This window comes from Enterococcus hulanensis (assembly GCF_005405485.1).
Taxonomy (GTDB): Bacteria; Bacillota; Bacilli; order Lactobacillales; family Enterococcaceae; genus Enterococcus_A; species Enterococcus_A hulanensis.
The window spans coordinates 87,452-108,384 of record NZ_BJED01000007.1 but is presented as its reverse complement, the minus strand read 5'-3'; the positions used below and the strand labels follow the sequence as shown (position 1 = coordinate 108,384).

The following is a 20,933-nucleotide window of genomic DNA, read 5'->3' as shown; positions in this document are numbered from 1 at the left end:
ATTGTGATTGGTGAATTATAAACTTTTTGGTAGCGTTGGAAAGGATAGCGGTGTAAACTAACCTTGTAAGAAGTAATAATTATATTGTTAATTAATAAAACTTTCCTAACGCCATTTGTTGGAAACTTATTTTTAATAATAAAAAAGGGGAATAATGTGATGCAAGTATTAATTTTAACACACAATATTTTAGTTGAGAGACCTTTAGTTGAGAAGCTGCAGCGCTTAAACGTTGAAGTTTTAAGCTCCGCAAAATTACTAACGATGCTTCAAACGAAGCAAGTACCATTAGAAGTCCTAAGCTTTTTCGACGTTCTGATCGTTAGTGAAACTATTTCTGATCAAGAGTTAACTATTATTCTTGAAGAAGTCGGTGAGAAATTTACGATCATCCGCCAAACAGACCGGACGCCTCAAAAAGAAGAAAAGATGGACTGGGAAGCAAAAGGTGTGGATGAATGGTTGCTTGAAGATGAAACACTTAGCGGGTTAAGAGAGAAGCTTGCTGAGAAAACATTGAAAGAATCTGTTTATTCAATTGGTTTTGGAATGAGACCACAACCAGAAGAAAAAGAAGAAGAAAAACGTGCGATTCCACTATGGAATCTGACTCGTTCTGAACGTGAAATGTTAAGTACCTTGATTTCTACTAAAGACGCTCCAATCAGCCGAAATGATTTGGCAGTAAAAATTTGGGGCGACAGTGATTCTGCAAGCCACATGACACGCTTATCTACTATTATTAAGCACCTACGGAACAAATTAAAGATCGATGGCGTTGAATATGACGTTATTCGTACAAATTGGGGCGAAGGCTACCAATTATCAAAAGTATTCTTCGATCACTATATTGTTGATGATCGGATTATGGACGAAATAAAAACTGGAAACTAATATCTAACTAGACAGCAGACACAATCCATTTTATGGATAATGTCTGCTGTCTTTTCTTTTTCTGCAATTGCGAAGAGGATGAGTTTATGAGGATAAACTCGTTCTGTTTTCCAAAACGTCTATTTATTGCTAAACTAATATTAAATGAATAAAAGGAGCGATTTTAAATGGAAAAACGAGTGATAATTATGAATTTCGATGTAGAGTCAAAAGCGTACGAGGCCTTTTCGAAAGCTAAACGTCTTCACATGAATAAAGCATTTAAAGGTGAACAAATGGCGGTCGTCCACCATTCTAATGATGGAGAACACAAATTTGAAATTGAAGATTTTTTAGATTTCACAGGCAGCAACAAGAGTTCAACAGGTGGTTTGATTGGTATGATGGTAGGGATTCTTGGCGGACCGATCGGCATTTTGTTAGGCTGGTTTACGGGCGGAATGATCGGGGCGACACAAGATGCGAAAGAGGTTCGCGACGCGACTGGTGTTTTCGAATTTTTAGTTGATAAAATTGGCGAAGGCGATACTGCTTTACTGTTGATTGCAGAAGAAGAGGATAACCGTCCTTTGAATCAACTGATTATGATGGAATTAGGCGGAGAAATCACTCGTTTGGATTATGAAGATGTTGAAGCTGATGTGAAGAAGACTCAAGAAATAGCTAAATCTTCAAAAGAAAATGCTGAAAAGAAGAACGATTCAGACGAATAAGGATTAAGTTTTCCCTTGTTTAGATTGCGCAAAACGGGACTTTCTTCTAGAATGATAGTAATTTGATAGAAAGTCAGGAGAATTATGGAACTAGAATTTTTAGGAACAGGTGCTGGTGTACCTGCAAAACATCGAAATGTCAGCAGCCTTGCATTGAAGCTCTTAGACGAACGGAATGCGATCTGGTTATTCGATTGCGGCGAGGGAACTCAGATGCAAATCTTGAGGACAAATATCAGACCTCGTAAAATTGAAAAGATTTTTATCTCTCATTTGCATGGAGATCATATTTTTGGATTGCCTGGATTATTAAGCAGCCGTTCTTTTCAAGGCGGAGAAGAGCCTATTATCATTTATGGCCCTGCTGGATTGGAAAATTATGTCCGGACCTCGTTGCAAGTAACAAAGACCCATTTAGCTTATCCGCTAGAGTTTGTCGAACTCAGCGCTGGAGTTATCTTTGAGGATAAGCAGTTTTCTGTTGAATGTATGCTGTTGGACCATGGCATTGAAAGCTACGGGTTTCGGGTAACAGAGGCGGATCATGAAGGGATGCTGCAGGTTGAAAAATTAGCAGAGTTAGGAATCCCTGCTGGTCCGATCTATGGTAAATTGAAACAAGGACAAGTCGTTACATTGTCAGACGGACGGGTAATTGATGGGAAAGACTTTGTAGGTGAAAGCAAAAAAGGTCGAGTTGTGACGATTTTTGGCGATACACGCTTTACAAACAAGTCGAGCCAGTTTGCAAAAGATAGTGATGTCATTGTTCACGAAAGTACTTTTAACAAAAACGAAGCCAAGCTGGCACGGGCTTATTTCCATTCGACAACCCAACAGGCCGCAACGATCGCGAAAGAGGCGCACGCGAAGAAACTTATGTTGACGCATATTTCTGCGAGGTATCTGGCTAAGGAAGCCAAAGAATTAGAAGAAGAAGCAAAAGAAATCTTTCCAAACAGCCAAATGGCGAAAGATTTCGATATCATTGATATTCCATTTTCATAAAAACATCGAATATCCTTTATAGAAAGAAGGGAACTTAATGGATTTAACAGATAAGGTTGTTGTCGTGACGGGCGGTTCTGCTGGTTTAGGCGAACAGATTTGTTATGAAGCTGCCAAACGCGGAGCAATCGTTGTTACTTGTGCTCGTCGAATCAATTTGATTGGACAAGTAAAAGAACATTGCAGCGAATTAAGCGGTAAAGAAGCGTTTGCGTTTCAATTAGATATCGCTGACCCAGATAGTGTGGAGTCAGTCATAGAAAAGATTGAAAATGAAGTCGGCACAGTCGATGTATTAGTTAATAATGCCGGTTTTGGTTTGTTTGATAATTTTGTTGACTTTGATTTAGCTGTGGCAAAAAACATGTTCAACGTCAATGTTTTAGGCATGATGTACTTTACCCAAAAAATTGCCATCTCAATGGTCAATAATAAAAGCGGACATATTTTCAATGTAGCATCAATGGCTGGTAAAATGGCAACACCAAAATCAACCATTTATTCTGCAACAAAATTCGCAGTACTTGGTTTTTCAAACGCGCTGCGGTTAGAATTACGCCCAGCAAATGTCTATGTGACTACCATTAATCCAGGACCGATTGCGACTGAGTTCTTTGATAAAGCCGATCCAAGCGGCAGCTATTTGGAGAATCTCGGCGGTATCGTCTTAGATCCTCAGAAGTTGGCAAAAACGATCGTCAATAAAATGGGGAAACCAACTCGCGAAATCAACCGTCCATTTATTATGGAAGGTGCTAGCCGTTTTTACGAAATGTTCCCACATATCGGGGACTTTTTAGCTGGCGGATTATTCAATAGGAAGTAGGCGGGCAGATGAAGAAGCAATGGAAAGTTTTTTTAGGGTTTATTTTAGTTTTACTGATTGTGATTTTCGCAATTTCTAACAGTCAAGAGGTACCAGTTAATTTCTTGATCAAAAAAATCTATCTATCGCTTGTTCTCGTAATTATTGGTTCTGCTTTGATCGGAGCATTAGTCGTTTTTCTTACTTCTGGCGCCACTCTTTTCCAACAGCGCAAAGAGATCAAACAGCTAAAAGAAACGATTCAAAGCTATGAAACCAACAACGAACAAAAATTAGCGGAAGAGAAGGCGGTTTTTCAGCGCGAGCAAGAAAATGAGATCGCGGTGTTAAAAGCCAATTACGAAAGTCTCTTAAAAGAAAAGGACCAAGCTTTAGCGGCGATGGAAAATTCACAACCAGACAAAAAAGACAATCATCCAATTGATTATTATGATTAATCAGAAGACCTTAGTTGAAAAACTAAGGTCTTCTTCTCTTTCTTGTCTGATTTATTTTTGCTATACTAATACGGTTGGGAAGTGATAGAGTGAAAAAATCAAACTTCGATTGGCGGTTTAGAGACGCTGCTCCGATTGATTCGACTTTTAAAGCTGAAATGTTGGATCAAGGATATAGCGAAACTTTCGCTAAACTTATTTGGAATCGAAATATACATACGTTAGAAGAATTTTCGCAATTAATGAAGGCGAATATCGATGATTTGCACGATCCATTTTTGATGCATGATATGGATAAGGCAGTGGAGCGAATTCAAACCGCTATCATGGAAGGACAGCCAATTTTAGTTTATGGCGATTATGATGCTGACGGGATCACCAGTACGTCGATCATGCTGGAAACTTTAGAAATGATCGGAGCAGATGTTCATTATGTGTTGCCGAACCGTTTTATTCACGGATATGGTCCAAATAAAGAACTTTTTGCTGAGAAAATCAATGAAGGTATCCAGTTGATTATCACGGTTGATAATGGTGTAGCTGGAAATGAAGCAATTGAATTTGCTAATTCGCAAGGTGTAGATGTCATCGTTACAGATCACCATGAAATGCCGCCGGTTTTACCAGATGCCTATTGTGTTATTCATCCTCGGCATCCAGAGGGGAATTATCCTTTTGGCGAGTTAGCCGGTGCCGGGGTAGCCTTCAAATTGGCCACCGCATTGTTGGAGGAAGTTCCATTAGAGATGCTGGATTTAGTAACTATCGGTACTGTGGCGGATCTCGTATCTATGACGGGTGAGAACCGCAATCTTGTTAAGCTGGGATTACAAGCTATCAAACAAACACAGCGTTTAGGATTATTGGAACTATTGAAGGTCAGCTCGGTTGATCTGCAAAAAGTAGATGAGACGAGCATCGGCTTTAGTCTAGGACCTCGGCTGAATGCTATTGGCCGGTTGGGTGATCCAAATCCGGCTGTAGAGTTGATGACAACCTTCGATGAGGAAATTGCAAGAAACTTGGCTGAGAAGCTGAATAAGGTCAATGATGAGCGTAAACAGATTGTTCAAGAAACGACGGCTGAAGCGACGGCATTGGTTAATCCTGAAGACGCTGTTCATTTAATTGCAGCAAAGGGCTGGAATCCAGGCGTATTAGGAATTGTCGCAGGAAATATTTTGAAGCAAACAGGCCATCCAACGATCATTTTGTCGATTGATGAAAATGGTGCAGCGAAAGGTTCTGGTCGAAGTATCGAAGCATTGGACTTATTTGGTATGCTGAATACGATGCGTTCTGAGTTTACTCATTTTGGCGGGCATGCGGCGGCTGTTGGATTGACTATGCCGGTAGAAAATATTGATAATTTAAGAAAAATGATGAATGACTACATTGCAGCAGAGCAGATCGATTTGACTAAAGGCTCTGACTTGTTGATCGATGAATCATTAGCATTATCTGAAATCAATTTGAAATTTGTCGAAGAACTAAAGAAATTAGCACCGTTTGGGACGGATCATCCTGCTCCGCATTTCTTGGTGGATGGCAATGTTGACTTCTTCAAACGAATCGGAAGCGATCAGCAGCATGTCAAATTCTCATTAAAAAGTGATGACAGCCAGCTTGATGCTATCGGGTTTGGTTTTGGTGAAGATGGCGAAGAAATCCAGCAACCTGATACACGTTTTGTCGGGGATTTAGAGATCAATGAATGGAATGGACAGAAAAAAGTCCAATTACGTTTGATTGATTTTGCCTCTGAAGGCTTGCAGGTGATTGATCGACGGGCTAAGCATACCTGGAATCAAAAAATCGAGAGCGGCCAAGCATTGTATCTGGCCTTTCAACCCAGCAGTCAAAAGTTTTTTACAAAAGAATTACAGCAATCGATTACTTTGTATGATCCGTCTATCAACTGGGCTGACTATGATCAATTAATCGTACTTGATTGTCCTGATCAGAAAGAGTTGCTTAAAGAAATTTCGAATGACGGACATTTTGAACGCATTTATCTTTATCTGTACAGTCCTGATGAAGCGTATCTCAATGGATTGCCAAGTCGCAAGCAGTTTACAGAGTTGTATCAATTCTTTATGAAGCAACCGCGGGTTGATATACGCTTTAAACTAAAGATTGTTTCGAATTACTTAAGAATTCCGGAAAAATTATTAGTATTCATGATTCACGTGTTTTCTGAGCTGAAATTTGTTACAATAGACGACGGCGTTTTACAAATGGTCGAATCACCGCAAACACGAGCTTTTGAAGAGAGCGAGATTTACCAAAAGCGTATAACGCGAATTGAGAGCGAAGAGTTTTTATTAATGAATGATATCCAAACTATTAGAAATTGGCTGAAAGGCTAGGAGGAACAATCAAGATGAATTTGAAAGATTATATTGCCAGTATTCCAAATTATCCAAAAGAAGGGATAATCTTCCGCGATATCTCACCATTGATGGCTGATGGTGAAGCTTATCGTGAAGCAACTAAACAAATCGTTAATTACGCAAAAGAAAAACAAGTTGATATGGTCGTTGGGCCAGAAGCGCGCGGCTTTATCGTAGGATGTCCCGTTGCGTTTGAATTAGGCTTAGGCTTTGCACCAGTTCGCAAACCTGGTAAATTACCTCGTGAAGTAATCGAAGTCGAGTATGAAAAGGAATATGGTACGGATACATTAACGATCCATAGCGATGCTATTGAGCCTGGTCAACGGGTACTGATCACCGATGATTTATTGGCCACTGGCGGAACGATCAAAGCAACGATTGAGCTAGTTGAAAAACTTGGCGGGGTTGTTGTTGGTTGTGCCTTTCTAATCGAATTAGAAGAATTACATGGCCGTGACAAGATCCAAGGCTATGACATTTTAACTTTAATGGACTATTAAGAAAAAGCTGGAGAGAGTCTCCAGCTTTTTTATATTGCAGCAAAACACAAAAAAGCTGCTAGAAAAATACTAGCAGCTTGTGTGTTAAATTTTAAGCCGACTTGTGATAATGATGATCATAAGTCACGTAATAAAAATCCTCGGCTGGTTCTTTATAGTAATGTTCTTCCTCAGTATCTTCTTCATCATATTGACGTTCCGCATAATGCTGCGCATATTTGCGTTCATCCCACAACATAAACCAAACAAGGAACAAACCAGAAAAAATGACGATCGTAGCTAAAGAACCCAACTTGCCAATCAATAAACCTAGTAACAATACAGCGATAATCAAACCAAATCTTCTTACTGCTTTCATCAATAATCACTCCTAATAAATACGCGAACGTGTGTTTGTATATTCATTATACGAATGTTTGTTCGTTTTGTAAAGTAAAAAATAATCGGAAGTAAATTCCGATTAATAAATGTGGTTACGGTACAAGCCGACAACCTTTCCAAGAATAGAAACATTATCGAAAATAAGCGGTGCCAGCTCATCATTTTCCGGTTGCAGACGAATATGATCGGATTCGCGATAAAATCTTTTACAAGTAGCTTCGTTCTCATCGGTCATCGCAATCACGATTTCACCGTTCGTGGCTGTTGCTTGTTTTCTAACAATGACATGGTCGCCATCGTAGATTCCGGCATTGATCATACTTTCTCCGCGAATCGTCAGCATGAACAGGCTGCCTTCTTCGCTTGATAGATCAGGCGGAACAGGGAAGAAATCTGAGGCTTCTTCAACTGCTAAGATCGGTTCACCGGCAGTAACGACCCCTAACATAGGAATGACCTGCGGCGTTGCTCCGATTTTTTCTAAACCAGTAATGGTTAATTCGATTGCTCTGGGTTTTGTTGGGTCACGCTGGATCCAACCTTTTTTCTCTAGTCTGGATAAATGGCCATGAACTGTAGAAGTAGATGAAAGATTCACAGCCTCTCCGATTTCTCTAACAGTGGGTGGGTAACCTTTATTTTCAACGCGTTCATGAATGAAACGTAAAACTTCTAATTGTTTTGTTTCCGTTCTTTTTGCCAATGCCCGCACCTTCTTTCGTTTTTTTTAGTGTAGCATAGATACCCGAACAAATCAAACAAGCGTTCGTATTTGTTTGTGCTTTCATCTTATTTTATTTTATGTATAATAAGTAAGGGAAAAGAGGTGCTTAACGATGATTAACGATGAAACAATTGCACGGATCAATGAATTGGCCAAGAAAAAGAAAACCGTTGGCTTAACAGATGCTGAGGCACATGAACAGAAGGTTTTGCGGGAAGAGTATATTTCTTCGTTCCGCAGCGGAATGCGCCATCACATTGAAGGGATGAAGGTCGTTGATCCAGAAGGCAACGATGTCACACCGGAGAAATTAAAAGAGATTCAAAAGAAAAAGGGATTACACAACAGAAAGTAAATCTTTTGATAGTAAGTGATTGAAAAGTCAAAATAAATCGGTTACAATGAATCTGTAATTAAAGTATTTATGACCAAAAAGGAGGAAGTAATTTGTTCGACAAAATCGATCAACTAGGTGTAAACACAATCAGAACGTTAAGTATTGAGGCAATTCAAAAAGCAAACTCAGGTCACCCGGGGTTACCAATGGGGGCTGCTCCAATGGCGTATGCTTTATGGACCAAACATTTGAATGTTAATCCAGCTACTTCATTAAACTGGCCAAACCGCGACCGTTTCATTTTATCTGCTGGTCATGGTTCAGCGATGCTGTACAGCTTATTGCATCTTGCAGGCTATCAAGTTACGATTGATGATTTGAAAAATTTCCGTCAATGGGAAAGTAAAACACCAGGTCACCCTGAGTTCCATCATACAGACGGTGTTGAAGCAACTTCAGGTCCTTTAGGTCAAGGTATTTCAACTTCTGTTGGGATGGCAATGGCTGAAGCGCATTTGGCTGCAACGTACAACCGCGACAGCTTTAAAGTAATGGATCATTATACTTATGCACTATGCGGCGACGGCGACTTGATGGAAGGCGTTTCCGGCGAAGCTAGTTCTATGGCTGGTCATATGAAACTTGGTAAATTGATCGTATTATACGATTCAAACGACATTTCATTAGACGGTCCTACATCAAAAGCCTTCACTGAAAATGTTGGTGCACGCTATGAAGCTTATGGCTGGCAACACATTTTAGTTAAAGACGGCAACGACTTAGAAGCAATCTCTAAAGCCATCGACGAAGCAAAAGCTGAAACAGATAAACCAACATTAATTGAGATTAAAACGGTTATCGGTTATGGTTCACCAAAAGAAGGTACTTCAGCAGTTCACGGGGCACCAATCGGAGCTGACGGAATTACTGCGGCTAAAGCTGTTTATGGTTGGGAATATCCTGACTTTACTGTTCCAGAAGATGTCGCAAAACGCTTCAAAGAAGAAATCAACGACAAAGGCGCTAAGACCGAAGCTGAATGGGATGCAATGTTTGCTAATTACGAAAAAACTCATCCTGAATTAGCTAAACAATTCAAAATGGCTTTTGCCGGCGATTTGCCTGAAAACTGGGAAGAAGCTTTACCAGTTTATGAAGAAGGTACAGCGCAAGCAAGCCGTGTCTCAAGTAAAGATGCGATCCAAGCAATCGCTAAAGCAGTTCCTAACGTATGGGGCGGCTCAGCCGATTTGTCTGGTTCAAACAATACAACAATCGCTGATGAAACAGAATTCCAACCTGGTTCTTATGAAGGCCGCAACATTTGGTTCGGCGTTCGTGAATTTGCTATGGCAAGTGCGATGAACGGGATTCATTTACACGGCGGTACTCGTGTTTACGGCGGAACATTCTTCGTATTTACTGATTACCTGCGTCCAGCTGTTCGTATGTCAGCAATTCAAGGTTTACCAGTTGTTTACGTATTAACACACGATTCTGTCGCTGTGGGTGAAGATGGTCCGACCCATGAACCAATTGAACAATTAGCCAGCGTTCGCTGCATACCAAACGTGCAAGTGATTCGTCCAGCTGACGGTAACGAAACTTCTGCTGCTTGGATTCAAGCATTGGAAACGAAAAACAAACCAACGATCTTAGTATTAAGCCGCCAAAACCTACCAGTCTTGCCAAACAGCAAAGATATGGCCAAAGAAGGCGTAGCTAAGGGCGGATACGTTATCTCTAAAGCTGAATCAGATACACCTGATGGCATCTTGATTGCAACTGGTTCTGAAGTGAACCTTGCTGTTCAAGCTCAAAAAGATTTGAAAGCTCAAGGAAAAGACGTTTCTGTTGTTTCTCTTCCAAGCTTTGATCTATTTGAAGCTCAAGATGCGGCATACAAGGAATCTGTTTTACCAAAAGCAGTAACAAAACGTGTAGCGATCGAAGCAGCTTCTCCATTTGGCTGGGAACGTTATATCGGCTCAGAAGGAAAAATGATCGGGATCGATCACTTCGGCGCATCAGCACCTGGTGATTTTGTCTTAGAACAATTTGGCTTTACTGTTGAGAATGTGGTAAATACATTTAACGAACTATAAGAGTCCATTTGACTAGCGAAGCTGGGAAGAGAAATCTTCTCAGCTTTTTTTGCTGTAAAAAGCAGTGGAACGAGATGAGTAGTTTTCAATTTGCAAAATACGAAATTAGTTTACATAATTATTTACTTTGGAACTTAAGACGAATATTCTTAACTGCGCTTACATATTTTCTTTGTAAAAAATAAAAATGTTTATTCGTGAGCAAATTTATTTAGACAGAATTTAAATTCTGTTATACTGTCCTTGTGCAAAAGATTGCAAACAAAAAACGATTAAACGAAAGAGGGACGACAATGAAAGTAGTAGTAGTAGGATGTACACATGCCGGAACCGCAGCCGTTAAAAATATTTTAGCAAACCACCCAGATGCAGAGGTGACAGTCTTTGAGCGTAATGACAACATTTCTTTCTTATCTTGTGGAATCGCTTTATATGTAGGCGGGGTCGTTAAAGATCCAGCAGGCTTATTCTATTCTAATCCTGAGGAACTGACTTCTCTAGGTGCAACAGTGAACATGGAACACGATGTAACAAACATTGATACAGATGCAAAAAAAGTAACAGCAAAAGATTTGAAAACAAACGAAGAAAAAATTGTTGATTATGATAAATTAGTTGTCACTACTGGCTCTTGGCCGATCATTCCTCCAATTAAAGGAATCGAATCAAAAAATGTTTTACTATGTAAAAACTATAACCAAGCAAATGTCATCATTGAGCAAGCTAAAGACGCGAAGAAAGTCGTTGTTGTTGGCGGCGGCTACATCGGGATCGAATTAGTAGAAGCTTTTGCTGAATCAGGCAAACAGGTTACATTGATCGATGGTCTATCACGAATTCTAAATAAATACTTAGATGAGCCTTTCACGAATCTCTTGGAAAAAGAATTGGTTGACCGTGGCGTAACACTAGCGTTAGGTGAAAATGTGAATGAATTTGTGGCAGACGAATCTGGTGCAGTGACAAAAGTGGTAACTGCTAGTCAAGAATTTGATGCCGACATGGTCATTCTATGTGTTGGGTTCCGACCTAATACTGATTTATTGAGAGGCAAAGTCGATATGCTTCCAAGCGGAGCGATCAAAGTGAACGAATACATGCAATCCAGCAATCCCGATATTTTCTCTGCTGGTGATTCTACCGTCGTTCATTACAATCCAACCGGAAAAGATCAATATATCCCATTAGCAACAAATGCAGTACGCCAAGGAATGCTAGTCGGACAAAACCTTGTTGAACAAAAAGTGAAATATCGCGGAACTCAAGGAACATCCGGACTTTACTTGTTTGGCTGGACCATCGGATCAACCGGCCTTACGAAAGAAAGTGCCGCGTTGAATGATATCGATGTAAATGTGACGGTAATCGAAGACAACTATCGTCCAGAATTTATGCCAACGACAGAAAATGTGTTAATGGAAATCGTTTCAGAAAAAGGCACAAACAAGATTCTCGGTGCTCAGTTCCTTTCAAAATATGATATTACTCAATCAGCGAATACTTTATCAGTGGCGATTCAAAACGGGATGACGTTAGAAGACCTGGCTTTACAAGATTTCTTCTTCCAACCGCATTTTGACCGTCCGTGGAATTACTTGAACATTCTAGCTCAAGCTGCTTTAGCAGAAGCTGAGTAAACGTAAAACAGGAAGGGCGACCTTCCTGTTTTTGCGTTGCTTAAAAACAATTTTCTAGGATTGGACTTCCTGTTTTTTTAGTGTAAACTGAGATGGGAACGGAGGATTCAAAATGATTTCACTAAAAGATTATCTAGCAGGCGGAGAGACAACAATCTCAAATCTGCTATTACAAAACTATACAAAACTTGGTCTGAATACGAATGAGTTTATGTTGTGGCTGCAGCTTTATGCCGCGCATGAAGCCGGCGAGGATTTTCCTGATTTGACAGTAATTGCCAAAAGTATGGGCAGTACAACGGAGAAGCTCTACGGAGTGCTGAACAATCTGGTCGAGAAAGAGTTTGTTACGCTTGAAACAGCATTAGATGAAAGTGGAAGACAAAGTGATCGCTATAACTTGCTGCCGGCCTTTGAAAAATTAGATGTACTGAAGGAACAGGAGCGTTTTGAAGCTGAAGAAAAAGATGATTTGGCAGCTCAAAAGAAAATGCTGCGTTCCTTTGAGCAAGAGTTTGGCCGTCCACTATCACCAATTGAATACCAAAAAATCGGCTATTGGTTGAATGACGACCAATATTCTCCCGCTTTGATTGAATTAGCGTTACAAGAAGCTGTATTAAATCAAGCCTATAATTTTAAATATATCGAAACAGTATTACAAAGCTGGGAAAAGAAAAACATCCGCTCAAAATCTCAAGTGGAAGAGGAGCAACGCCGCAGAAAACAGATTTTATTGCAAAAAGAAGAGCAAAAACATTCAGAAGAACTTCCGAAAGTATCTTTATATAATTGGTTAGAAAGGAAAGACCCGGATGCTTAGTAAAGAAAGAACAATGGAAGCTATGTCGCGTATGTATGATATGTTTCCCGATGCTGTTGGCGAATTGCATTCGGATTCACCATTTCAGCTATTGATCGCGGTAATCTTAAGTGCTCAGGCTACGGATGTTTCAGTAAATAAAGCAACTCCTGCATTATTTTCGGCCTACCCAACTCCGGAAGCATTGGCTCAGGCACCGATGGAAGATATTATCGCGAAGATCAAGACGATCGGACTATATCGCAACAAAGCCAAAAATATCAAAGCCTGCGCACAGATGCTGTTAGATAACTATGGGGGAGTCGTTCCAGCGACTCGCGACGAACTGATCAAATTACCAGGTGTCGGACGAAAGACGGCCAATGTTGTTCTGGGAGATGCCTTTGGGGTTCCAGCGATCGCTGTAGATACTCATGTTGAGCGAGTAACGAAACGATTACGAATCTGCAAACTCAATGCCTCTGTGACTGAAGTTGAAGCGACATTGATGCGCAAGATTCCAAAAGAGTTATGGGTTAAAAGTCATCATACGCTCATTTTCTTTGGACGCTATCATTGTACGGCAAGAGCTCCTAAGTGTGAGATTTGCCCGCTGTTAGATATGTGTCAAGATGGAAAAGACAGATTAAAAGCCGCTCGAAAATAAATTCGAGCGGCTTTTTTAATTTGTAGCAGGCTGCATATTTTGCTGTGCCGGTGTTTGCGCCGGGTTGTCAGGCTGACTGGCACTGGACGACGGCTGAGAAGGCTGCTGCTCGACAGACGACGATGGCGTCGGAGTCGGATTTGCAGGATTCTCACTGCTGACTGGCGGTACTACTGTTGAAGATTCAGACGAACTGGTCTCTGATTCACTACTGCTTGAGGTAGTTGTCTGATTATAGTAGTTATTGTAATAAGAACTTTGAACAGAGTAGCTTGGTTGCGTCGGAACGGATGAAGCTCCTTTAACATAAAGCTCGTTGCCGATTCTAAGTACATCATTCGGCATCACCCAATCCTCATTTGAGACATTCTCCGAAGCATAGGTCATCATTTCCCGATAAACATCCTGAGCGATATATTCAGACTGACTAGTTATTGGTTTCATCCGATCGTCATAGCCTGCCCAAATGGACAATGAATAATGAGGAGTAAAACCAGTAAACATTACATCCGGTGAAATCGATCCATAATGAGGGATCTTAGCCAGTTCATCGTCTGTATAGTTTGAAGTCCCTGTTTTACCAGCTTGGAACAGGTTAGGTATTTGAGCCTTGAAGCCGGTACCTTTAGTGATTACATCCTTCAAGATATCGGTAACCATATAAGCGGTATAAGGTTCCATCGCTTTTTTTCCTTCATTTTCAAAGGTTTGTTCAGAGCCGTCTTGGTATTTGATCTTATTGATATAAAGTGGTTCGTTATAGGTTCCGCCATTGGCAAATGCTGCATAAGCAATCGCCATTTTTTCGGTTGATATCCCGTATTTTGTGCCATCCTGCGTTTCGGTATTGCTTGAAATCGCATTGGCTTGTTGAATTTCTTTATATTGGATACCTAATTTTTTCAAGAACTTCGAGACATTTTCAGGTCCGACTTCATTGAACAGCTTCACGGCGGGGACATTCCGCGAATCATATAAAGCTTGACGCAACGAAATATTTCCTTGGTAGCTGTTATCCCAGTTTTTCACTTCTGTCTTAGTACCTTCGTAGTAATACTGTTTGTCATCAATCCGGTCACCTGTAGACTTTTGTAAATATTCAAAGGCTGGACCGTAATCCGTGATAGGTTTAACCGTTGAACCAAAGTCGCGACTCGTATTCACCGCACGGTTCATACCTAGATAAACGTCGTCAGCGATATTGCGTCCGCCGATTTGAGCAGTGACATTTCCAGTTTTGCTATCGACTAATGTTGCAGCGATTTGCAATTCTTCATCAGGGTATTGAACATATTCGTCACCATTTACGATTGAGTAAAGTCGATTTTGTGCATCGGTATCAAGATTTGTGTAAATCTCTAAGCCATCAGTGTAGACATTTTTCCCTGTTTTGGCTTCAACTTGAGCAATTACTTCTTTTACATAGTTATCAGCGACTTTTCTTTCTTCATTATCGGTCTCTAAAGGCAATAACCCTTGATCGATAGGTTCATTTGTCGCTTTATCATACTCATCTTGAGTAATCTTTTTGTTATTCAACATCGTGTAAAGCACAGTATCTCGCCGATCTTTCGCGGCTTCTGGGTGTTTATAAGGGTCATAGGAATTGGGCGCTTGCGGCATACCGGCTAACAAAGCTGTTTGCGCGATAGTCAAATGCTGCAATTCCTTACCAAAATAAGATTCAGCGGCTGTTTCCATTCCATACAGACCATTAGCCATGTAAACCTTATTAATATAGTAGGTTAATATTTCTTGCTTCGAATACTTTTTCTCCAACTGAATCGCTAACCAAGCTTCTTGCGCTTTTCGACGTAAGGTTTGATCGGATGCTTTAGTGGAGAAGAAGGAGAGCTTAACAAGCTGCTGGGTCAAGGTACTTCCTCCTTGAAGGCCATCCTTGTTAGTGATGTTATGGACCAGCGAGCCCATGATTCGAACCGGATCTACTCCGTTGTGCTTGAAGAAGCGACGATCTTCTACTGAGACGATCGCATCATCTAATTCTTGTGGAATTTTTGTCGCACTAACTTTTTCTCGTTTTTCAGCACCAAGCTCTTCGAAAATATTGCCGTCACTGTCAAAAAACTTAGAGGAGACAGTCGCATCTAACTTCTTTTCGCTTAAAGCAGGTGCATCTTTTACATAGAAGAAAAAGATTCCGACACCGGTGAGTAATACAACGCAAAGAAACCCTACGATTGCGATCGCTATTTTCAACCCAATATGGCGACTTTCTTTCTTTTTTTGTGCAGGTTTAGGTTTCTTTCCTTTTGGGGTTCGCATATTTTTTTGCGAACGTGAGGGATTAGCCATTTGATTAACTCCTTTTTTCAAGATATTGTTCCACCGCTGCTAAGTAAGGGATTCTCGGCGCAATTTGCGGTGTGATCTCGATACCAACTGTTTCAATTAGTGTAAGCGGTATTGATTTTTTGCCATTTTCTTGTCCGTTCCAATAGTCTACCAGTTCTTGGGCAGAAAGAAAAAAGCAACGATTCAAGCTTGAAAACCATAGTAAAACAAAACAAATCGCATCTTGCTTCAAGCATTGCTGCATGTGAGTGATTTGATGCTGATGAAAATTCTTCAATGGGAAAGAGGTTTTGTTTTTTGTTTCTTTTGCTTCAAAATCCAAATAATATCCACGATAAACACCGTTATAATCCGTAGTAGACGGTTGTCTAAAGTACGCTTCCTTAATCACCGCTGCGCTTCGTTTGGGGTAATCGACCTTAACAATCTGAAGCGGCGTTGGCTTTTTATGGATAACTGCCTTATCATGGGTTAAGTAGTATTCGTTGCTTTGATTGATTGCTTCTTCAAAGCGCATCCCGCGATTGGCAAACGTCGTTTCTTTTTTTAATGAGCGGTCTCGTGGATTATTTTGTGAAAATAGTTGACCATTAGGGTAGTGAAAGGTCATTTTCATCACACTCCTGCTAGCTATTATAGCAAATTTTTTCGAAAGATATTTTATTTTTAAGTGAAAGTAAGGAAAATGCAATGAATGAAACAATACAGCGGTTATACGTAACCGGTTATCAAAGCTATGAGTTGGGAATTTTCAATGAGAAAGACCCGCGTGTGCAAGTAATTAAGAATGTTTTAAAAAGAGAATTGACAGCTTTAATCGAAAATGGGTTGGAGTGGGTCATGATCAGCGGCAGTCTCGGAACGGAAATTTGGGCTGGACAGATAATCAATGAATTGAAGCAGGATTATTCAGAAATAAAGCTAGCCATTATTTTTCCCTTCGAAGGATACGGAAGTAACTGGAAAGAACACAATCAGTTACTTTTGAGCGAATTAGTACAAATGGCTGATTATGTGGATTCTGTCAGTCATCAACCGTATCAGAACCCCGGACAATTTAAAAATCATGTAAATTTTCTGCTGCAGCATACGGATGCAGCGCTAGTCGTATATGATACTGAGTATCCTGGCAAAAGTAAATTTTTTCTAGCAGATGTTGAAAAATTTCAAGAGAGAAATTCTTATGAATTGCTTACGATCACGATGGATGATTTAGAAAATTCCTCAGACTTCGGGGATAGTGTTTGATTTCCTCTGATATATCAGCTAGAATATATAGGAAAGTAAATTAAGATTAGAGCTAATGAGGTGGAAAAATGGCGAATGTAATCTATACTCCGAACGATATTTTGGAGCAAGAATTTAAAACAAAAATGCGTGGCTACGATCCGATCGAAGTTGATGAATTTTTGGACAATGTAATCAAAGATTATGAAGCTTATAACAAAGAATTATTAACACTAAGAGAAGAAAATGACCGTTTGAAAGCAAAAGTTGAACAACTGTCAAAAGCTCAGCCAGCACCTTCACGTGTGAAAGAAGCGGCGCCTAAGAGTTCAGCAGTTACGAACTTTGACATCTTGAAACGTTTGTCCAATCTTGAAAGAGAAGTATTCGGCAAGAAGCTTGATCAACAAGCATCAGCTCAAACAACTTCTTCAGAGTTTGGTCAAAACTATACTCAAGATGAGAGTGATATCGAAAAGACTCGTCAATTTTAAATTTGAATGATGCAATTTTTGGGTGATCGCGGTCTGCTTTGCGCAGGCTGAGGAAAGTCCATGCTCGCACAGACTGAGATGTCTGTAGTGTTCGTGCTTAGCGAAATCATAAGCTAAGGTACTTCTTTTGGAGTAACGGCAGAAAAAAGGGCTAAGGAGTAATCTATGCCTGAGTATTCTTGAAAGTGCCACAGTGACGAAGCATTTTGAGAAATCAAAATGGTGGAACGCGGTAAACCCCTCGAGCGAGCAACCCAAACGATGGTAGGGGCGCTCTTTCTAAGGAAATGAACGATGAAAGAGACGGCATTTATGCCGGAGATAGATGATTACCACGACGATCACACTTCCCTGAGTTGATCGCCGTACAAAACATGGCTTACAGAAAATTGCAGCAATTCAGGGTGTGCCTTCCAACTTTGCGTTGTGAAGGTTTTTTTGCGAGTCCCACTTTACGCTTTAGCGTAATTAGTGGGATCGTATGCGTACGAAGATAAAAGAATTTTTATCCGAAAAAATTCCTACTATACTAATGAGCTAGCTGCGAGTTGCCAGTTCTGCTTTTTGCAGTGTTTAAAGAGCTTAATTCGATATTGAATAATTGATTACACGGTTTAGCAGAATGGTATGTCAACGATGATAAAGAGTTGACTTTACTTTACACTTTAGAGCGATCAGCGGAATCATATGCGTACGAGAAATTCTTACTATTAATGTATTGCAAATCAAGTTCATCTAACTATGCTTAAATTCGATTTTTGATAAACGGCATTATAAAGATAAATGAATAACAAAGGAGTATTTATGGAAAAACAATATAATTTGATTGCCACAGCCGCGGCAGGTATCGAGGCGTTAGTAGGCAAAGAGCTGAGAGATTTAGGAATCGAGTGTCAGGTGGAAAATGGCCGGGCACGATTTAAAGGCGACATGGAAACAATCGCTACAGCCAACTTATGGTTGCGCACAGCGGATCGAGTAAAGATTATCGTTGACGAGTTTGACGCATTTACCTTTGACGAATTGTTCGAAAAGGTCAAAGCGATTCCTTGGGAGGATTATTTACCGATGGATGCGGAGTTCCCAGTGGCAGGTCGTTCGATTAAGTCGAAGCTTTATAGTGTTCCTGATTGCCAATCGATCACCAAAAAAGCGATCGTTGAGCGTTTGCGTGAAGTGTATCATCGACCAGCGCGTGTACCGCTGCCTGAAACAGGAGCATTTTTCCAATTGGAAGTTGCTTTACTGAAGGATCATGTTGTTTTGACCATCGACACGACAGGACCTAGTTTGTTCAAACGAGGCTATCGTTTGGAAAAAGGTGGAGCGCCTTTAAAAGAAAATATGGCGGCTGCCTTAGTGATGTTGACTAATTGGCGCAAGGATCGTCCTTTTTATGATCCTGTTTGCGGATCAGGTACCTTATGTATCGAAGCGGCACTGATCGGTCACAATATCGCTCCTGGTTTTAATCGTGATTTTGCATGCGAGGCGTGGGATTGGTTTGATTCGGCAGTATTCGATAAAGTACGTACTGCGGCTGATGAAGCGGCCGATTATGATATTGAATTAGATATCGCAGGTTCGGATATCAATGAACGAATGATCGAGATCGCTCGTGCGAATGCCGAAGAGATTGGTTTAGGCGATTCAATTGATTTCAAGCAGCGGGCAGTCAAAGATTTCAAAACAGAGAAAAATTATGGTGTGATCGTAGCTAACCCGCCTTATGGGGAACGCTTAGGTGAAGAAGAACAGGTTCGTATTTTGTATCATGAGATGGGAGAAGTTTTCCGTCCATTAAAAACATGGAGCAAGTATATCTTAACCAGCGACTTGGCTTTTGAAGAGTATTATGGCGCTAAAGCGACGAAGAAAAGAAAATTATACAACGGGGCCATCCGAACGGATCTATTCCAATATTGGGGCGAGCGTCCACCAAGAAAGCCGAGAGCAGATGCAGAACAATAAAATAGAAGCCATTCGCAATTATGCAAAGGAAAAGCTGGGAGACGATCGCAGCGGTCATGACTTTTATCATGTGGAGCGTGTCGCAAAAATTGCGGCGAAGCTTGCTGAACAAGAGGGCGTTTCTGACACGCTGATTATTGAGACGGCTAGTTATCTTCATGATGTGATCGACGATAAGATCGTTGCCGATGTCGATACTGAAAAAGAGAGTCTTAAAAAGTTTTTAAAAGAACTCGATTTTTCTGCAGATAATATACAAGAAGTTTTTGAGATCATCGAAAATATCTCTTTTTCGCAGGAGATTGAGAAGGGAAAGGCTGATTTGACGATCGCCGGGCAAATCGTTCAGGATGCGGATCGGATCGATGCATTAGGAGCGATCGGTATTCTGCGGACTGCTTATTATGGCGGCCATACACAAAGTCCTTTATATGATCCGAATATTCACCCGCAGGAGTTCAAAAGCAAGCAGGACTATCGTAAAAAAGGCACAGTGATCAATCATTTTTATGAAAAGCTTTTTAAATTGCCGGCAACGATGAATACTCAAGCAGGTAAATTGGAAGCTCAGCGTAGGAAGGCTTTTATGGAAAATTTTTTAGAAACTTTTTATGCTGAATGGAATTTATCATAAAAGTGAAGTAAAAACGGCGGAATAAAGTAAAAAAATCCTTGAGGCAAGACAAATTATTTCCAGTGAACTTCTTTTTCTCCTATAATGTTTATGGTTAGGAGGAACTCTGAATGCTGCATCGTGAATTCTTGAGTCCCGAAGAAGTTTTAGAAAAAATGCCAAGATTGTCTGAAGGATTATTTGCTATTCGCTGTCAACTGACGAACAAAACGTATCAGGTGATTTTATATAAATATCAAGAGGATTATTTCTTAGTGGAGAATCCGGCATTGATCAATGTCTTGCTTGAAAAAGATCGAAGCTTTTTTGGAACGCCAGAACAACTTTTGAATGAAATCGAAAGGTCTTTTGAGGATAACAATTACCAACCTGTACCAAAACAGTGGGTCAATTTAGACTTGAACACTTTGAAATTATTAGATAATGTAGAAATCAAATTCTTTGATTTGGAAGAATAACAGGAAATCCTGTTATTCTTTTTTTCTGAATTGGCGAAAAAGATAGTACACGTTGATCACGGTGAGGATCGCACCGAGTACAAACGGGACGATCAAGCGGCCTTGGCTGTAACCAAAGTTTTTTTGAAAACTTTCTGCCGAAGTAAGCGCGATGACTGTTTGGCTATAGTTATAGACTTGATAGCTGAAAGTTGTTAAAAAAACTGCAATCAAGGTTAAAGCAAAACGTCGATAATCACTATTTTTCATTCGTTTCGCAAAATAGAAAATCATATATGCGACCATCAGAGCCGCGGGAACGCCAAAGGCGAAAAGCGGATTAAGCATGCAAGTTTTACCTCCTTAAAAATTTTCGAATTTGTTTCTATTTTACCACAATACTAAAAAAAGCCTTGCTGATTCGAAT

At 40.3% G+C, this 20,933-nt stretch carries 22 protein-coding genes and 1 other RNA gene; 18 read left to right on the top strand and 5 right to left on the bottom strand.

The window, feature by feature from the left end:
- Positions 1–159 precede the first annotated feature (159 nt).
- The 7 genes from FFR60_RS09355 (at position 160) to FFR60_RS09325 (ending at position 6,774) form a co-directional block, all read left to right on the top strand.
- On the top strand, positions 160–894 hold the full coding sequence (locus FFR60_RS09355) for a winged helix-turn-helix domain-containing protein (RefSeq protein ID WP_137663934.1): 735 nt from the start codon (positions 160–162) through the stop codon (positions 892–894).
- A gap of 167 nt (positions 895–1,061) precedes the next feature.
- Positions 1,062–1,607, top strand: a complete 546-nt coding sequence (locus FFR60_RS09350) for a DUF456 domain-containing protein (protein WP_137663933.1) — start codon at positions 1,062–1,064, stop codon at positions 1,605–1,607.
- A gap of 84 nt (positions 1,608–1,691) precedes the next feature.
- The gene (gene rnz, locus FFR60_RS09345; RefSeq protein WP_137663932.1) at positions 1,692–2,615 is read left to right on the top strand and encodes a ribonuclease Z; all 924 of its coding nucleotides are present in this window, start codon (positions 1,692–1,694) and stop codon (positions 2,613–2,615) included.
- Between the two features lie 37 nt (positions 2,616–2,652).
- Positions 2,653–3,441: an SDR family NAD(P)-dependent oxidoreductase gene (locus FFR60_RS09340; protein ID WP_137663931.1), complete on the top strand. Its 789-nt coding sequence runs from the start codon at positions 2,653–2,655 to the stop codon at positions 3,439–3,441.
- An 8-nt stretch (positions 3,442–3,449) separates the two neighbouring features.
- Positions 3,450–3,878 carry a LapA family protein gene (locus tag FFR60_RS09335; RefSeq protein WP_137663930.1) on the top strand — a complete coding sequence of 143 codons (429 nt, stop codon included), beginning with the start codon at positions 3,450–3,452 and terminating at the stop codon, positions 3,876–3,878.
- An 89-nt stretch (positions 3,879–3,967) separates the two neighbouring features.
- Positions 3,968–6,247 carry a single-stranded-DNA-specific exonuclease RecJ gene (gene recJ, locus FFR60_RS09330; RefSeq protein ID WP_137663929.1) on the top strand — a complete coding sequence of 760 codons (2,280 nt, stop codon included), beginning with the start codon at positions 3,968–3,970 and terminating at the stop codon, positions 6,245–6,247.
- 14 nt (positions 6,248–6,261) lie between these two features.
- The gene (locus tag FFR60_RS09325) at positions 6,262–6,774 is read left to right on the top strand and encodes an adenine phosphoribosyltransferase (RefSeq protein ID WP_137663928.1); all 513 of its coding nucleotides are present in this window, start codon (positions 6,262–6,264) and stop codon (positions 6,772–6,774) included.
- A 91-nt stretch (positions 6,775–6,865) separates the two neighbouring features.
- On the opposite strand, the gene FFR60_RS09320 is transcribed toward FFR60_RS09325, so the two are convergent.
- Positions 6,866–7,132, bottom strand: coding sequence for a hypothetical protein (locus FFR60_RS09320; RefSeq protein WP_088932530.1), 267 nt, complete (start codon positions 7,130–7,132; stop codon positions 6,866–6,868).
- A 102-nt stretch (positions 7,133–7,234) separates the two neighbouring features.
- Positions 7,235–7,858: a transcriptional repressor LexA gene (gene lexA / locus FFR60_RS09315; protein WP_171004905.1), complete on the bottom strand. Its 624-nt coding sequence runs from the start codon at positions 7,856–7,858 to the stop codon at positions 7,235–7,237.
- A gap of 133 nt (positions 7,859–7,991) precedes the next feature.
- On the opposite strand from lexA, the gene FFR60_RS09310 reads away from it, so the two are divergent.
- From FFR60_RS09310 to nth, 5 genes are all read left to right on the top strand, one after another.
- On the top strand, positions 7,992–8,234 hold the full coding sequence (locus tag FFR60_RS09310; protein ID WP_010744792.1) for a DUF896 family protein: 243 nt from the start codon (positions 7,992–7,994) through the stop codon (positions 8,232–8,234).
- A gap of 92 nt (positions 8,235–8,326) precedes the next feature.
- Positions 8,327–10,321 (top strand): transketolase, encoded by a 1,995-nt coding sequence (tkt, locus tag FFR60_RS09305; RefSeq protein ID WP_137663927.1) that lies wholly within the window; start codon positions 8,327–8,329, stop codon positions 10,319–10,321.
- 293 nt (positions 10,322–10,614) lie between these two features.
- The gene (locus tag FFR60_RS09300; RefSeq protein WP_088932533.1) at positions 10,615–11,958 is read left to right on the top strand and encodes an FAD-dependent oxidoreductase; all 1,344 of its coding nucleotides are present in this window, start codon (positions 10,615–10,617) and stop codon (positions 11,956–11,958) included.
- A gap of 112 nt (positions 11,959–12,070) precedes the next feature.
- Entirely contained in the window at positions 12,071–12,781 is a 711-nt protein-coding gene (locus tag FFR60_RS09295) for a DnaD domain protein (protein ID WP_137663926.1), read from the top strand.
- Entirely contained in the window at positions 12,774–13,427 is a 654-nt protein-coding gene (gene nth / locus FFR60_RS09290; RefSeq protein ID WP_088932535.1) for an endonuclease III, read from the top strand. Before FFR60_RS09295 ends, nth begins: the two co-directional genes overlap by 8 nt.
- Positions 13,428–13,442: 15 nt before the next feature.
- Here nth and FFR60_RS09285 read toward each other — a convergent pair whose 3' ends face one another.
- Positions 13,443–15,743: a PBP1A family penicillin-binding protein gene (locus FFR60_RS09285; RefSeq protein WP_137663925.1), complete on the bottom strand. Its 2,301-nt coding sequence runs from the start codon at positions 15,741–15,743 to the stop codon at positions 13,443–13,445.
- A 4-nt stretch (positions 15,744–15,747) separates the two neighbouring features.
- The gene (gene recU, locus FFR60_RS09280) at positions 15,748–16,353 is read right to left on the bottom strand and encodes a Holliday junction resolvase RecU (RefSeq protein WP_137664037.1); all 606 of its coding nucleotides are present in this window, start codon (positions 16,351–16,353) and stop codon (positions 15,748–15,750) included.
- A gap of 80 nt (positions 16,354–16,433) precedes the next feature.
- Between recU and FFR60_RS09275 the strand changes: the two genes are divergently transcribed.
- From FFR60_RS09275 to FFR60_RS09250, 6 genes are all read left to right on the top strand, one after another.
- Positions 16,434–16,991 (top strand): SLOG family protein, encoded by a 558-nt coding sequence (locus FFR60_RS09275; protein WP_137663924.1) that lies wholly within the window; start codon positions 16,434–16,436, stop codon positions 16,989–16,991.
- A gap of 68 nt (positions 16,992–17,059) precedes the next feature.
- Positions 17,060–17,464, top strand: a complete 405-nt coding sequence (gene gpsB / locus FFR60_RS09270; RefSeq protein ID WP_088932539.1) for a cell division regulator GpsB — start codon at positions 17,060–17,062, stop codon at positions 17,462–17,464.
- A gap of 14 nt (positions 17,465–17,478) precedes the next feature.
- An RNA gene (rnpB, locus tag FFR60_RS09265) (RNase P RNA component class B) lies at positions 17,479–17,851 on the top strand.
- Positions 17,852–18,268: 417 nt separating this feature from the next.
- Positions 18,269–19,435 carry a THUMP domain-containing class I SAM-dependent RNA methyltransferase gene (locus tag FFR60_RS09260; protein ID WP_137663923.1) on the top strand — a complete coding sequence of 389 codons (1,167 nt, stop codon included), beginning with the start codon at positions 18,269–18,271 and terminating at the stop codon, positions 19,433–19,435.
- A complete protein-coding gene (locus FFR60_RS09255) occupies positions 19,422–20,069 on the top strand; it encodes an HD domain-containing protein (RefSeq protein ID WP_137663922.1) in 648 nt (215 codons plus the stop codon). The genes FFR60_RS09260 and FFR60_RS09255 overlap by 14 nt, the downstream gene beginning before the upstream one ends.
- Before the next feature lie 110 nt (positions 20,070–20,179).
- Positions 20,180–20,527, top strand: a complete 348-nt coding sequence (locus tag FFR60_RS09250; RefSeq protein ID WP_088932542.1) for a hypothetical protein — start codon at positions 20,180–20,182, stop codon at positions 20,525–20,527.
- Between the two features lie 12 nt (positions 20,528–20,539).
- On the opposite strand, the gene FFR60_RS09245 is transcribed toward FFR60_RS09250, so the two are convergent.
- Positions 20,540–20,854, bottom strand: coding sequence for a hypothetical protein (locus tag FFR60_RS09245; protein WP_137663921.1), 315 nt, complete (start codon positions 20,852–20,854; stop codon positions 20,540–20,542).
- Positions 20,855–20,933 lie beyond the last annotated feature (79 nt).

Coding starts and splice junctions, on each gene's coding strand:
- FFR60_RS09275 (WP_137663924.1), top strand. CDS start 16,434: ATGAATGAAACAATACAGCGGTTATACGTAACCGGTTATCAAAGCTAT.
- FFR60_RS09340 (WP_137663931.1), top strand. CDS start 2,653: ATGGATTTAACAGATAAGGTTGTTGTCGTGACGGGCGGTTCTGCTGGT.
- FFR60_RS09295 (WP_137663926.1), top strand. CDS start 12,071: ATGATTTCACTAAAAGATTATCTAGCAGGCGGAGAGACAACAATCTCA.
- FFR60_RS09325 (WP_137663928.1), top strand. CDS start 6,262: ATGAATTTGAAAGATTATATTGCCAGTATTCCAAATTATCCAAAAGAA.
- FFR60_RS09320 (WP_088932530.1), bottom strand. CDS start 7,132: ATGAAAGCAGTAAGAAGATTTGGTTTGATTATCGCTGTATTGTTACTA.
- FFR60_RS09260 (WP_137663923.1), top strand. CDS start 18,269: ATGGAAAAACAATATAATTTGATTGCCACAGCCGCGGCAGGTATCGAG.
- FFR60_RS09285 (WP_137663925.1), bottom strand. CDS start 15,743: ATGGCTAATCCCTCACGTTCGCAAAAAAATATGCGAACCCCAAAAGGA.
- nth (WP_088932535.1), top strand. CDS start 12,774: ATGCTTAGTAAAGAAAGAACAATGGAAGCTATGTCGCGTATGTATGAT.
- FFR60_RS09310 (WP_010744792.1), top strand. CDS start 7,992: ATGATTAACGATGAAACAATTGCACGGATCAATGAATTGGCCAAGAAA.
- rnz (WP_137663932.1), top strand. CDS start 1,692: ATGGAACTAGAATTTTTAGGAACAGGTGCTGGTGTACCTGCAAAACAT.
- gpsB (WP_088932539.1), top strand. CDS start 17,060: ATGGCGAATGTAATCTATACTCCGAACGATATTTTGGAGCAAGAATTT.
- FFR60_RS09255 (WP_137663922.1), top strand. CDS start 19,422: ATGCAGAACAATAAAATAGAAGCCATTCGCAATTATGCAAAGGAAAAG.
- FFR60_RS09250 (WP_088932542.1), top strand. CDS start 20,180: ATGCTGCATCGTGAATTCTTGAGTCCCGAAGAAGTTTTAGAAAAAATG.
- FFR60_RS09335 (WP_137663930.1), top strand. CDS start 3,450: ATGAAGAAGCAATGGAAAGTTTTTTTAGGGTTTATTTTAGTTTTACTG.
- FFR60_RS09355 (WP_137663934.1), top strand. CDS start 160: ATGCAAGTATTAATTTTAACACACAATATTTTAGTTGAGAGACCTTTA.
- recU (WP_137664037.1), bottom strand. CDS start 16,353: ATGACCTTTCACTACCCTAATGGTCAACTATTTTCACAAAATAATCCA.
- FFR60_RS09300 (WP_088932533.1), top strand. CDS start 10,615: ATGAAAGTAGTAGTAGTAGGATGTACACATGCCGGAACCGCAGCCGTT.
- FFR60_RS09245 (WP_137663921.1), bottom strand. CDS start 20,854: ATGCTTAATCCGCTTTTCGCCTTTGGCGTTCCCGCGGCTCTGATGGTC.
- FFR60_RS09350 (WP_137663933.1), top strand. CDS start 1,062: ATGGAAAAACGAGTGATAATTATGAATTTCGATGTAGAGTCAAAAGCG.